Annotated in this window: 6 protein-coding genes; 5 read left to right on the top strand and 1 reads right to left on the bottom strand. The window is 38.4% G+C overall.

The features are described from left to right. Positions 1-174 precede the first annotated feature (174 nt). Positions 175-4,851, bottom strand: a complete 4,677-nt coding sequence (dnaE, locus tag AOB46_RS04675) for a DNA polymerase III subunit alpha (protein WP_062696914.1) — start codon at positions 4,849-4,851, stop codon at positions 175-177. A gap of 367 nt (positions 4,852-5,218) precedes the next feature. Here dnaE and AOB46_RS04670 point away from each other — a divergent pair, with 367 nt between their 5' ends. The 5 genes from AOB46_RS04670 (at position 5,219) to AOB46_RS04650 (ending at position 15,374) form a co-directional block, all read left to right on the top strand. Next, the gene (locus tag AOB46_RS04670; RefSeq protein WP_241489162.1) at positions 5,219-7,228 is read left to right on the top strand and encodes a S8 family peptidase; all 2,010 of its coding nucleotides are present in this window, start codon (positions 5,219-5,221) and stop codon (positions 7,226-7,228) included. 303 nt (positions 7,229-7,531) lie between these two features. Further along, positions 7,532-9,661, top strand: a complete 2,130-nt coding sequence (locus AOB46_RS04665) for a S8 family peptidase (RefSeq protein ID WP_062696913.1) — start codon at positions 7,532-7,534, stop codon at positions 9,659-9,661. 300 nt (positions 9,662-9,961) lie between these two features. Beyond that, positions 9,962-12,082 (top strand): S8 family serine peptidase, encoded by a 2,121-nt coding sequence (locus tag AOB46_RS04660; protein WP_062696912.1) that lies wholly within the window; start codon positions 9,962-9,964, stop codon positions 12,080-12,082. 75 nt (positions 12,083-12,157) lie between these two features. Next, positions 12,158-14,230 (top strand): thiamine pyrophosphate-dependent enzyme, encoded by a 2,073-nt coding sequence (locus tag AOB46_RS04655; protein WP_062696911.1) that lies wholly within the window; start codon positions 12,158-12,160, stop codon positions 14,228-14,230. 115 nt (positions 14,231-14,345) lie between these two features. Beyond that, the gene (locus AOB46_RS04650; protein ID WP_062697313.1) at positions 14,346-15,374 is read left to right on the top strand and encodes a bestrophin family protein; all 1,029 of its coding nucleotides are present in this window, start codon (positions 14,346-14,348) and stop codon (positions 15,372-15,374) included. Position 15,375: the final 1 nt, after the last annotated feature.

Here is a 15,375-nt window from a genome sequence, read left to right as displayed (position 1 = left end):
TTCTGATTTTAAACGCATTAAAACACAGCTCATTAAAACTCAAACAGGAATGAAAACTTCACTTAACATAATATAATTCCTGATAAATTTTATAGACTATTCACTTTAAGGAGCAGATAAAATGAAAAAAAGCAGCAAAAAGCCGCTTTATATATACCACATATTTCATGCAGGTTAGTTCAGATAAAACTCATATTTATTCAGAAGCTGAATTTCTTTAATCAGATCTCCGTTCAAATCTACGGAATGTTTCATAGACTGCACTTCCAGATGAGAATCATCTTCTATGTTTTTAATAAAGAATTTCAGTTTCTGATTTCCTTTATTTCTGTCAAGAACTGTTCTGAAGAAATCGAGATCTTCCGGTCTCACATCCATTACATCCATTACCAAAGAAATACTTTTAGCAAATCTTTCAAATGCTTCCTGTAATTCAATCACATCATTTACATTCACAAAAACCCGTCCGTCTTTTACCTGGGCAAATTTTATTTTAAAAATAACAAATCTCTGAACTTCCAGCTTTTCCTTCAGACGCATATAATCCCTATCCCCCAGCCTGAAAGAGTAAGATCCTGAGTAATCCTCCAAAGTTACAAAAGCTACCTTCTCTCCACTTCGGAACCCATCCTGAACCCTGTATTCCGTAATAAGTCCGGCCACGGTATATTCTTTTCCTCCGCCTCCATTTTCTCTTTCTTTCTGAATTGTTTTCCAATCTTTCTTTTTCTCTTCAAAAAGTTCTTCCTGCTTATTGGAGAATGCCTGCTCCTTATAAGCATCTACCTCATCCAGATTGAGAAACAGAAAATTCCCTTTGGGCTCTGCTTTTTTAACAACTTCTTCTACAATCTCCTCTTCTCCTATGGACATTTCATCCGATACAATCTCAGTAAGGTCAGCAGAATCATCCTGTACATCTGTCTCCAGAACCGGCACCTCTTCTGTACCTGCTTTTTCTTCTTCTTTTTCCAGTACTGCCTTTTTGGAAAGCTGCCCCTGCATAAACTGGAACTGATATTTAAACTCATCCAGCGGATGCGCAGAAAGATAGAATCCTATAATTTCTTTTTCCTTATTCAGCTTATGCATATTAGGCCATTCCGGACAAGGAGCCAGTTTTGGTTGCTCAATCTGTACTTCTTCTGCAAAATCGGCAAACAGGGAATTTTCCATTTCATGTTTGCTTTCCTGAAAGCTCTGACCGTACCTTATTAATCTTTCGAGATTGGTTTTTCCGGCCATATCAATATCAAAATACTGGCCTCTGTGAAACGTATCCAATTCATCAAATGCACCTGCAAGCACCAAACTTTCCGCCACTCTTTTATTCATTTGGGACGGCAATATTCTTTCAAAGAAATCGTAAATATTTTTAAATCTTCCATTCTCTCTTTCGCGTGTAATAGCCTCACTAGGCCCTTCCCCTATTCCTTTAATTGCACCGAGACCGAAACGGATCTGCCCTTTTTCGTTTACGGAAAATTTATATTGCGATTCATTTACATCCGGTCCCAAAACATCAACCCCCATACTTTTACAATCTTCCATGAACATGGTGATCGAATCTGTATTGTTAATGTTATTACTCATTACACTTGCCATATATTCCGCAGGATAGTTGGCTTTTAAGTAAGCCGTCTGATAAGCGATGAAGGCATAACATGTTGAGTGGGATTTATTGAAGGCATATTCCGCGAAAGCTTTCCAGTCATTCCAGATTTTCTCTAATCTTTCTTCATTCAGGTTATTTTTCCTTCCTCCTTCAATAAATTTAGGATACATTTTATTCAGAACGTCGATCTGTTTTTTACCCATCGCTTTTCTCAGCGTATCTGCTTCACCTTTTGTAAAGTTGGCCAGCTTTTGGGACAATAGCATTACCTGCTCCTGATAAACGGTAATTCCGTAGGTTTCTTTTAAATATTCTTCTGTTTCAGGAAGGTCATAGACAATTTCTTCAATTCCGTGCTTTCTGTTAATAAAGTTCGGGATATACTTAATAGGTCCCGGACGATACAATGCGTTCATGGCAATGAGATCGGCAAAAACTGTAGGCTTCAGCTCTCTCATGTACTTTTGCATTCCGGGACTTTCATATTGGAAAATCCCAACTGTTCTTCCTTCTTTAAATAACTGATATGTTTTTGCATCATCCAGCGGAATAAGATCCGGATCAATATCCACTCCATACCTGGCTTTAACCAGCTTTAAAGCGTCTTTGATAATGGTAAGTGTCCTAAGCCCCAGGAAGTCCATTTTCAATAGTCCTGCGCTTTCGGCTACTGAGTTATCAAACTGTGAAACCAGAATATCAGCGTCTTTTGCTGCAATGGTCACAGGCACCAGATTGCTTACGTCTTCAGGAGTGATAATTACTCCGCAGGCATGAATACCGGTATTTCTGATACACCCTTCCATTTTTTTCGCACTCGCGAGAACATCGTGACGCGGATCTCCGGGACTATCAAGAACAAATCTCATTTCATCCACAAGCATTTGCTCTTCCGGCTTCAGCTTATCATATTTTGCCAGAGCCTTGGCAATATTCATCCCCGGTGTAGACGGGATGAGTTTCGCAATATTATTGGTATCAGGAATAGGAACATCAAGAACCCTTCCGGCATCTTTAATCGCAGATTTACCTCCCAAAACAGAGTAGGTAATAATCTGTGCCACCTGGCTCTGTCCGTATTTATCAATTACCCATTTGATAACCCTGTCTCTTCCTTCATCATCAAAGTCAATATCAATATCCGGCATTGAGACCCTTTCCGGATTCAGGAATCTCTCAAAAAGGAGATCGTATTTGATGGGGTCAACATTGGTAATTCCAATACAGTATGCTACTGCAGAGCCTGCTGCAGATCCCCTTCCTGGACCAACCCATACTCCCATTTTACGGGCCTCGTTACAGAAATCCTGTACAATAAGGAAATATCCGGGATATCCAGTATTAGCAATTACTTCAAGTTCAAAATCAAGACGTTCTTTAATTTCATCTGAAATTTCACTCATCAGTCCTGAATCAACATATCTTCTTTTTGCCCCCTCATAGGTAAGATGGGTAAGATAAGCCATTTCACCGCGCTTTCCACCGTCTATCTCATCTTCTGCATGAATAAATTCCTCAGGAATATCAAACTTCGGCAGGAGAACATCTCTTTTTAAAGTATAGGGCTTAAATTTAGCTGTAAATTCTTCATAGGCTTCAAAAGCATCCGGATAAGCAAGAAAAGCTTCTTTTATTTCGTCTGCATTTTTAATATAATACTCTCCGGTTGCCAGCCCTCTTCTCTTTCCAAATCCTTTTCCTACAGGGGTTGACAATTTTTCACCGTCTTTAATACAGCTTACAATATCCTGAATATTAGAATCGTCTTTATTGGTATAATACGTTTCATTCTGGGCCAAGATCTTAACATTGTATTTATCTGCAAAATACAGCAAGACCTCGTTCAGGTGCTCTTCCTCCGGCAGTTTATGGTTCTGGATCTGAACATAAAAATCATCTTCAAAGGTATCTTTCCACCATTTGAAAAGCTCTTCCCCTTTCTGTTCACCGGTATTCAGAATAGCATCCGGAATATCTCCGTGAATTCCCGACGTTAAAGCAATAACACCTTCTTTGTACTGGGCGATCAGCTCACGGCTTACCCTCGGGACACCGAAATAGAATCCTTTTAAGAATCCTATACTTGAAAGTTTTGCTAAGTTTTTATACCCGTTAAAATCTTTTGCCAGGAGAACAACCTGTGTTCTTCTGTCCGGATCATCTTTGGTAAATTGTTTCTGTTCATAACGGTCTGAAATGTAAAACTCACAGCCGACAACAGGAATAAGGTGCTCAGACACAGGTTCAGGTTCATTAAATTCTGTCCCGCTTTCTTCTGCTTCCTGTTTTTTTGCTAAAAATTCTTTATGTTTTTTTGCACGGTCTCCATTGAATCCTTCTACGGCAGACACAAATTTAAAAGCACCCATCATATTTCCCAGGTCCACCATTCCGACTGCCGGAAAATTATCATCTGAAGCTCTTTTAATTAAGTCATTGATGCTTGATGTAGCAGATAATGTTGAAAAGACACTATGATTATCAAAGTTAAAATACTGCCCAAGATCAATCTCATCAATACTTCCAAAGTCCTGCTGTTTTTTCTTATTATTAAAATCAGCGACCTGCCTTCTGATAACAATACTGAAAGGCTTGATGGGATCGGGATAAAGCGTTTTGAAATACGCCAGCTGATCTTCAGAAACTTTTAATACTTCTGAAGGAATTACACCAATTCTCATCATTTCAAAAAACACCTGTGCGGTAGCATTTACGTCAGCTGCAGCATTATGTGCTTCATCAAATTTATGCCCGTATAATTTTTCATAAAGCTCTTCAAGTTTCGGAGGCTTAAATCTTCCTCCTCTTCCACCGCCTAGCTGGCAGAAATCCGTTCCCAGGATCATTGTATCTGCTTTTGGCTTTTCCTGGAGATTATCTTTTATATTTTTTCTGTAAAACTCAGCTCCTACAATATTGTAATCAAACTCTACATTATGTCCGGACACAACTCTAACCTTTTCAAGTACTCTGGAAAATTCTTCCAGGATTTCCTGAAGATCACGACCTTCTTCATTGGCTATTTTAGTTGTAATCCCGTGAATTCTGGCTGCGTTGAAGGGAATATCATATCCTTCCGGTTTTATAATATAGTCCTGGTTTTCAATAAGATTTCCGTCATCATCATGCACCTGCCATGCAATCTGAACCATTCTCGGCCAGTTTTCTGAATCGGAAAGCGGAGCATTGAAATTCTTAGGTAAACCGGTTGTTTCTGTGTCAAAAATTAAATACATGTAATTTTCTAACTTTTTTAAAAAAGAGAATGTAAAGTTACTTCATTTTTTTTACAAAATTTACCCTTGAAATATAAAAGACACGTATATTTTTTTTGTTAAAAAAGCCAATATAAACAAAAACAACAAATTACATTAAAAACAATCTAAAAACAACTTAAAATATAATAAATAAACAATAAATATAAATTATCTTTAATAAAAATTGCTAAAAATTAATAATTTAACAAAATAAACCTTGTGTGATATTTAACTTTTTATAGATTTGTCCTGCAACTAAAAAATATCAACATGAAAAAACATTTATTTCTAGCAAGCACCCTGATTGCTTTTTTAGCAGGTGCGCAAAAAAATGACGCATTAATGCGTGATTTCGAAAATCAGAACAAAAAAAAACAAAGAAAAATTTGAGGCCTATATTGCAAAAAACTATGAGGCCAAAAGAGATGCTAAAACACAGCAGGAAATTGAAGATAAAAGAAGCCATCTTGCAGGATTTCTTGGCGAAACACCACTTTTCTACGAACTTCATGATATAGACCAGATCAAAAACTCAAATTCTGATTTTCTTCAAAATGGAACAATTGCAGGACTAAACGGATCTTTCAATGGTGAGAATATTAAGGTTACAATATTTGACGGCGGAAGAGTATATGCAGCACACAATGTATTCAACAATGCAACCGGCCGTATTACCAACAAAGAAGCCAGCACAATGAACTACAGTGCTCATTCCACAGCTGTTTCCAGTTTCATTGGAGGAAAGCCTTTTACCTCTTCAGGAAAGAATATCCAGGGAATTGCTAAAAATTCAACCATAGACTCCTATTCATTCCTCAACTCTAAATTACCTGGAAACACAACCGAAAGCAATGTATTCCAGAAAATACTGACAGCAGCTCCTAAAATTTCCAATCATTCCTACGGCCAGATTACAGGATGGAGCTCTGCCATTAGACCAGGCTCTTCCACATGGGTAGGCGAGTATTCAAACGGAACAGGCTATGATCTCAACGGAACCTATTATACAAATGATAAAAACTATGATAAAATAGTCTACTCTAATCCTTCTTTTATTATTGTAAAATCTGCAGGAAATTCTTACGGTGAAGGCTCATCCTTTAGCAGCTACCATACTACTAACGGAACCAACTTTACTCAGTTCGGCTTTTTTGATGCAAAGCCTCCTAAAAACTGTAATAACGGCTATGACTGTATTCCTTACGGATCCTTGGCAAAAAATATTATCACAGTAGGAGCATCAGACATCATCACATCCAATGGAGGAAGATATTCTAATGCAGCCAGTGTAGTTCATTCTTCTTACAGCAGCGCAGGTCCAAGAGATGACGGAGGAATTAAACCGGACATTACTACTGTTGGAACTAACGTAGGGCACGCTTCTACTGCTGAAAATACAACAGGAAGCACAGCTTACGGAACCGGAAGCGGTACTTCTTATTCAGGACCTATTGTAACAGGAATTATCGGACTTTGGACACAAATAAATAAACAGTTATTTAATGGTGATGAATTTAATGCAGCTTCTGCAAAAGTACTTACCATTCATTCTGCATCTGAGGCCGGAACCATAGGTCCGGATCCACATCATGGATGGGGCTTCATTAATGCTAAAAAAGGAGCTGAACTACTGGTTGGAAAATCTAACGGTACAGTAATATTTACCGATGAAACACTAAACAGCGGTGTAACTAATACAAAATCAGTGACCGCATCCGGCAGTGAGCCCCTTAAAGTTACGATATCCTGGATTGATCCGGCTTACAACCATCCTGATTATCAAACATTTGCCGAAGCAAGCAATGTAAGAACATCCACACTGGTTAATGATTTGGATTTAAGAATCATTGACACTACAAACAATACGATTTATTATCCATGGAAGCTAAATGTAAACAGTCCTATGACCGCTGCAACTAAAGCTGATAATAAAGTTGACAACGTAGAGCAGGTAGTTATTGATGCACCAACAGCAGGAAGATCTTATAGAATAGAAATTACCAATAAAGGAAATCTGGTTAATGATTCCGGCGCTAATGCTCCTCAGAATTATTCTATTATGGTAACGGGCCACACCAGCCAGCAGGCAGTAGCTTCCAGATCAGTTACAAATGAAAAGGCGATCAACAGCAATATCAGTATTGTTCCTACTCTAACAAAAAGTACTGTAAACATATTGAACGCTCCGGAGAAATCAACATTTAACCTATACGATCTGTCAGGAAAAAAACTACATAGCGGAAAAATCAACCGTGAAACAGAATCTATAGACCTTTCATCTTATCCTAACGGCATCTATATTATAGAAATCAATACAGGAAAAGAAACTTTCTCCAAGAGAGTGATTAAAGAATAACAAATCAACATTTTTCACTATCAAACCGTTTCAGCAATTTGCAGAAACGGTTTTTTTACTATTTATAAATCCAACAAAGAATATAATGCAAAATACAGTACTATAACATGATTCAGGCTGCACAGCATTTTAAGTAAAATATAAATACAAAAATTTTAACAAATACACATAAAACAATTCAAAACTACCATTAAACAATAATTAAATAATAAAATATTAGAATTATTTACACGAAAAACCTAATTTATAAATATTTAACACTATATTTAACCCGTTATAATTTTTAATATTTTATCAGTTATCATGAAGAAACATTTACTTTTGGCCAGCACTTTGGCTTTTGCTTTAATAAGTGCGCAAAACAATGAAGGATTAAAAAGAGAGTTTGAGAAATTAAACAGAGAAAACAACGCAAAGTTCGATTCTTATGTAATCAAAACATTTGGAAAAGAGAGAAACGCAGAAACACAGAAGAGGATAGATGAGATGAGAGAAAATCTGGCCGGATTTTCAGGAGATGTCCCTAACTTCTATGAGACCGATGACCAAAACCAGATCTTCAATAACAATGTTGATGCTTTGACAACTGCCGGAGGAGTAAATGGATTAACAGCAGCTTTTAACGGAGAAGGAATCAAGTATACCATTTTTGACGGTGGAAGAATTTACGCTCCCCATACCGCATTTGATAATGCTCCCAACAGGATAATCAATATGGAATCTGATACCAATAGTTACAGCAGCCACGCTACTGGTGTAGCCAGCATCATAGGAAGCAAATCGGTTCCTCTTAACCAGAGAGATGAGAATAACAATATTATAGCAACAGGAAATACAAAAGGGATTGCCCTGAACTCCACGATGGAATCCTACAGATTTTCCAATACAGTACTCCCCGGAGGGACAGCAGCCAGTACTGTATTTGATAAAATTTTAATTGCACAGCCAAAAATCTCTAACCATTCTTATGGAGTAAATCCAGGTTGGACTTATAATACCACCGCTTCGGGCTATCCCTATACCGGATGGTATTGGAACGGAAATTATATCTCCGGCAATAACTATAACCTAATGGGAACCTACTATCAAAATGATCAGGCTTATGATGCCATTGTGTACAACAACCCGGCCTATACTATCGTAAAATCTGCCGGAAACTATTTTGGATACGGCCCGGGTTACTCAAATTCCACAACAAACAGCTATTATAATACAGGTAGTGGCTTTGCTGCCTACCCTGCCGGAGCTGCACCTGAAGCCAATTGCGCTCAGGGTTTTGATTGTGTAGGCTATGGGTCATTAGCTAAAAATATTATTGTTGTGGGAGCTACAGACATCATTACATCGAATAATTATCGCTACAACTCCCCAACTGATGTGGTAAGATCTGATTACAGTAATGCCGGACCTAGAGACGATGGTGGGATTAAACCAGATATTGCCGCTCCGGGAACTGGTATCTGGATGGCTTCTACTGCAGAAAACACCACAGGAAGTGTTACCTGGCAGGTTAACAGCGGTACCTCTATGGCTGCTCCTCAGGTAGCTGGAATCATCGGCCTTTGGATGCAGATCCACAAATCACTTTTCAACAATGCAGAACTGAACGCTGCGGCATCTAAAACACTCATGGTACATTCAGCTGCTGAAGCCGGAAACGTTGGTCCTGATCCTTGGTATGGCTGGGGATATATTGATGCAAAGAAAGGAGCTGAACTATTGGTAGGAAAATCCAATAATTCCGTTATCTTCAATAATGAAACGCTAACCAGTGGTGTTGCTAATCAAAAAACAGTTACCGCTTTAGGAAACCAACCTTTAAAAGTAACCATTTCCTGGATAGATCCTGAATATAAAGTAACCTCAAACCTATGGTCAAACCTATATAACAACAGAGTTTCCAGACTAGTTAATGACCTGGATTTAAGAATTATAGACACCACCAACAATACCGTTTACCAGCCTTGGAAACTTGATGCCACCAGCCCAATGACACCTGCCACAAAAGGCGATAATACAGTGGATAATGTTGAACAGGTTGTTATTGATAATCCGGTAGCAGGAAGAACCTACAGAATTGAGATAACCAACAAAGGAACATTAGTCAACAATGCTGCAACCCCAGTATTAACAGCGCAGAACTATTCAATTGTCGTTACCGGCCAGACGCAGTCTAATCTGGGAACCAGTGAAACCAACGCTTTAAACGGGCTGGCTGTAGCACCAAGCATTACAAAAGATATTGTAAACATTTTAAAGGCGCCTAAAAAATCAGCCTTCACCATTTATGATCTTTCCGGAAAAAAATTACAAAACGGAATCATTAACAGTGAAAGAGAAACGATAGACCTATCTTCTTATGCTAAGGGAATTTACATTATTGAAATAAAAACCAATAAAGAGGTTATTTCTAAAAAAGTAATTAAAGAATAATCATTAATTATAATATTATCTCAAAAAGGGATATTAACAAAATGTTAGTATCCCTTTTTTTTGCGCTTCATTTTCGCGAATATCGGGTAGAAAAAACAGTCCAAACGATGGTATTTCAGCCATTTTCCACAAAATTTTAAACATGAAAAAATATCACATATATAAAAATTTAAACATAAAATAAAAAATAAATTTACAAATTAAACAAAATATCAAATTATTCACACAGAATAAAGCAACACAATGTATAATTTATATATTTAAAAAAATAAAATACATTTTTTTTAACTTATAAACTTTATGAAGAAGATCTTTATTTCGCTCAGTACATTAACTGCTTTTTTTTCATTCGCCCAAAACAATGATGCCCTGAACAGAGAGTTTGAAAAACAAAAACTGGAAAACAATGAAAAATATGACGCCTACATCTCAAAACGTTATGGATCTAACAAATCTCCTGAGATTATAAAAAAAATTGAGGAGCAGAGAAGTAGGCTCGCCGGGTTTACTCCGGACGGCAAACCCTACTTTTTACAGAATCAGGACATTGATCAGATTAAAAATTCTAATTCCGACTTCCTTCAAAATGGAACCGTAAATGGCCTGACAGGATCATTTAACGGTGAAAATATCAAATTTACTGTTTTTGATGGTGGCAGAACATTTGGAGATCATATATTCTTTAATAATCTTCCCAATAGGATTACCAACAAAGAAGCCAGTACGATGAACTACAGTGCCCATTCTACTTCTGTTGCCGGATTTATCGGAGCAAAAGCTTATACACAGACAGTAACCTTTGATGATGGAAGCACAAAAACAGTTGACTTTCAAGGCATTGCTAAAAATTCAACAATGGATTCCTATACTTTTAATTCCAGCATACTGCCAGGAAATACATCTTCAAGTAATGTATTTCAAAAAATAATAGTTGCACAGCCTAAAATTTCCAATCATTCTTACGGTATAAACGTGGGATGGGACCAGGCAGAGGTAAATGGTACCGATGCATGGGTTTGGAACGGGATATTTACCCCCCCAGGTACATCTTATGATATACAAGGAACTTATCTTCAAAATGATCTAAGTTATGACCGGATTGTATATAATAATCCTTCATATATCATCGTTAAATCTGCGGGCAACTCTTTTGGATTAGGTCCTACCTATCCCGGAACAGCTGCATACCCTAGATATTACGAAAATAATAATGGTACCCTGGTACAGTTCGCTGCATCAGATACTCTTCCTGCTTCCAATTGCGCACAGGGTTTTGACTGTATTGGTACCGGATCATTAGCTAAAAACATTATCGTAGTAGGTGCTACAGATATTATCACAACTAACGGAGGAAGATATACAACAGCAAATGATGTCATACACTCAAATTACAGTAGTGCAGGCCCAAGAGATGATGGGGGCATTAAACCGGATATTACAGCTGTCGGAACAGATGTTGCCAGTGCAACAACAAATGAAAACACTACTGGAAGCCAAAGTTTTACTATAGGCAGCGGTACATCATATTCCGCGCCGGTTGTAACCGGGATTATCGGCCTTTGGACTCAGATTCACAAACAATTATTCAATAGTGAATTCAATGCCGCTGCTGCAAAAACATTAACAATTCACTCAGCGACTGAAGCTGGAAATATCGGACCGGACCCGCATTTCGGATGGGGATTCATCGATGCAAAAAAAGGAGCCGAACTTTTAGTAGGAAAATCTAACAACTCTGTTATTTTTAATAACGAAACATTAAACAACGGAGCCAACAACAAAAAAACAATTGTTGCTTCCGGAAATAACACTCCAATCAAAGTAACCATTTCCTGGCTTGATCCTGAATACACGCAAATGCCAACGACTTATGACGAAGCTTATAACAACAGGACATCAAAACTTGTCAATGATCTGGATCTAAGAATCATTGACACACAAACCAATACAGTATATTTCCCCTGGAAACTGAATGCCAACACCCCTATGTCTCCTGCAACCAAAGCTGATAATACCGTTGACAATGTAGAGCAGGTAGTTATCGAAAACCCGGTAGCAGGAAGAAGCTACAGAATTGAAGTTACCAATAAAGGAACCTTAAAAAATAATACCGGTGGAAATGCACCCCAGAATTACTCAATACTTGTGACGGGCTATACATCCGTTCTGGGAACCCAGGAGACAGACAGCTTTAAAGGACTGGCTGTAGCACCAAGCATCACCAAGGATATTACCCACATACTGCACGCTCCTAAAAAGGCCACATTCACAGTTTATGATCTTTCCGGTAAAAAATTACAAAACGGTGTCATCAACAATGAAAAAGAGGCTGTCAATTTATCTTCTTACAGCAAAGGAATTTACATTATTGAAATAAAAACAGACAAAGATATCATTTCTAAAAAAGTGATCAGGGAATAAACACCTGATCCAGGGATTTTTTACAAAATACTAACACTTGTTAGTATTTTGTTTTTTTATGTATATTTGCTATCTATGGAAAATACACTTCACGAAAAGGTTTCTCAGGATATCCTGCTAAAAGCATATAATCATATGATGCTGGCTAAAGCAATGGCAGACATCTATGAAGAAAACAGAAATATATGTAAATATGTTCATAGTACTTCAAGAGGTCACGAAGCGATTCAGCTGGCTACCGCATACCAACTAAAAAAAGAGGACTGGGTTTCGCCTTACTACAGAGACGAAAGTATTCTTTTAGGAATTGGTTTTGAGCCTTATCAATTGATGCTTCAGTTACTGGCTAAAGCAGAAGACCCATTTTCCGGAGGAAGATCGTATTATTCCCACCCTTCAAGCAGGGATGAGGACAAACCTAAGATCATTCATCAGAGTTCAGCCACAGGGATGCAGACAATTCCTACCACTGGTGTTGCCCAGGGGATAAAATACATCCAGGAATTCAATTTGCAGAATTTCGAAAACAACCCGGTTGTCGTATGCAGTCTTGGCGACAACTCAGTAACGGAGGGCGAAGTGAGTGAAGCTTTACAATTTGCCGCTCTGCACCAACTTCCGATTATATTCCTTGTACAGGATAATGAATGGGGTATTTCCGTCACCAAAGAAGAAGCCAGAACCTGTGACGCCTATGATTTTGTGGCAGGATTTACCGGCCTCAGCAGAATGCGTGTAGACGGAACAGACTTTGTGGAAAGTTTTGAAGCAATGAAAAAGGCGGTTGATTTTGTAAGAAACGAAAGGAAACCTTTAGTGGTTTGTGCAAAAACCGTACTTATCGGCCATCATACTTCAGGAGTAAGAAGAGAATTCTACAGAGATGAGGAAGATTTAACTAAACATAGAGCAAAAGATCCGGGAGAAATTCTGAGAAAGCATTTACTGGAATCAGGAACAGATGAAGATCTTTTAAAGCAGATCACCAAAAAAGCACGTCTTGAAGCTGAAGAAGCTTTCGAAAAAGCAAAAAACGCTGAAGATCCAAAGCCTGAAACGGTTATGCAGCACGTTTTCGCCCCTACTCCCATTACCGAAGAAACAGGTACCCGTGAACCCGCAGACGGTGAAAAAATCGTTATGGTAGACGCTGCTATCCATGCCATTCAGGAACTGATGTGGAAACATCCGGAAGCATTGCTATATGGACAGGATGTAGGAGAAAGAATTGGAGGAGTTTTCCGTGAAACAGTTACTTTAGGGAAAAAATTCGGAAATAAAAGGGTATTCAACACCGCTATTCAGGAAGCTTATATAATAGGATCTACCACAGGAATGAGCGCTGTAGGCCTAAAACCGATTGTTGAAGTTCAGTTTGCAGACTATATTTATCCGGGAATCAACCAGCTGATCACAGAGATTTCAAAATCAAGCTACCTGAGTGGCGGAAAATATCCGGTGAGCAACATCATTCGTGTACCCATTGGTGCTTATGGCGGAGGCGGGCCTTACCACAGCGGAAGTGTAGAAAGTATCCTGGCCAACATAAAAGGAATCAAAATTGCTTATCCTAGTAATGCAGCAGACTTTAAAGGTCTTCTAAAAGCTGCTTATTATGATCCGAACCCGGTGGTTATGCTGGAACATAAAGGCCTTTACTGGAGCAAAGTTCCGGGAACTGAAGATGCTAAAACCATTGAACCTGCTGAAGACTACATTTTACCTTTCGGAAAAGGAAAAGTAATTATTGAAGCAGATCAGAACGAAACCGAAAAAGGAAGAACACTACTCGTTGTAACTTACGGAATGGGCGTTTACTGGGCTAAAGAAGCCGCTAAAAATTTTAACGGACGAGTTGAGGTAATAGACCTGAGAACTTTAATTCCTTTGGATGAAGAACTTGTATTTGAAAGAGTAAAAGCACACGGAAAATGCATCGTTCTTACCGAAGAACAGCTTAACAATTCATTTGCTGAAGCTTTTGCCCACCGTATCTCGAAAAACTGCTTCAAATATCTGGATGCTCCGGTAGAAACCATGGGATCGCTGGATGTACCTGCGGTTCCAATCAATCTGGTTCTGGAAAAAGAAATGCTTCCGAATGCTGAAAAACTCAGCAAAAAAATCGAAGAAATGCTTAATTATTAAATATTTGAAACCTCTGAAAAATCAGAGGTTTTTTTTATTAATTTTAATAAACAGAAGGGTGCCTCGTTTTTGGTATCCATTTTGTTTATATGCACATCAAATTTTCAGAAGCATTATGATCACAACGAAATATGTCAATTACAGGCAGGTTCTCAATTTATCCGGCGCTCATCTGATCCTGATCAGCATATGGTGTACCCTGATCGCTGTTCTTTTTTATTTTTTCAATTGGCAATGGATGATTATACCCTGGGTTCCGGTAGCCCTGATTGGTACGGCTGAGGCCTTTTTAGTAGGTTTTAAAAACAATCAGGCCTACGACAGGCTTTGGGAAGCCAGAAAGATTTGGGGCGGTATTGTGAATTCCAGCCGGTCTTTTGCTTCTATGGTCTATGCTTTCAATACTCAAAATGAAGAAATAGGATCCTTTGATCTGGAAGATCGGAAAAGAAGAATCGTTTACCGTCATATTGCATGGCTGTATACTTTTCGTGAGCAGCTTCTGATTCCTACTGAATGGGAACATATCAGCTCGGAAAATAAATTCGGAAATATCAACCTGAGAAGAAACAGACTGATTAAAGCAGGATTTCCCGATTACGGAAGAGCCCCTATTTTCCTTCATAAATACCTTTCAGAAGAAGAATATGAACTTAAAGATAACTATAAAAACTTTGCCACTTATCTGAACTCTCAGCAGGCAAAAGACATCAATGAGTTAAAAAACATGAACGCCATTACGGAATTCAACCAGATGCAGCTGCAAACCTGCCTAAATGAATTCTATGCTTTCCAGGGCCAGGCTGAAAGAATCAAAAAATTCCCTTCACCCAGACAGTTCGCCAGCACCGCATTTGTCTTTAATATTCTTTTTATTATGCTGCTCCCTCTGGGATTGGTTAATGAGTTTGCCAAGCTGGGAGACTTCGGAATATGGGCGTCTATTCCTTTCTGTATCATCATCGGATGGATTTATATCATTATGGAACTGGTGGGAGATTATTCGGAGAACCCTTTCGCCGGGTTGATGTTTGATGTTCCAATGCTTTCGATATGCAGAACCATTGAAATTGATCTTCTTCAGATGGGCGGAGAAACTGATCTTCCCGAGCCTATTGCATCAAAACACGGAGTTTTAATTTAAC

This window comes from Chryseobacterium indologenes, from assembly GCF_001295265.1.
Taxonomy (GTDB): Bacteria; Bacteroidota; Bacteroidia; order Flavobacteriales; family Weeksellaceae; genus Chryseobacterium; species Chryseobacterium indologenes_A.
The sequence above is the reverse complement of the archived record's forward strand: the minus strand, read 5'-3'. Positions and strand labels throughout refer to the sequence as shown.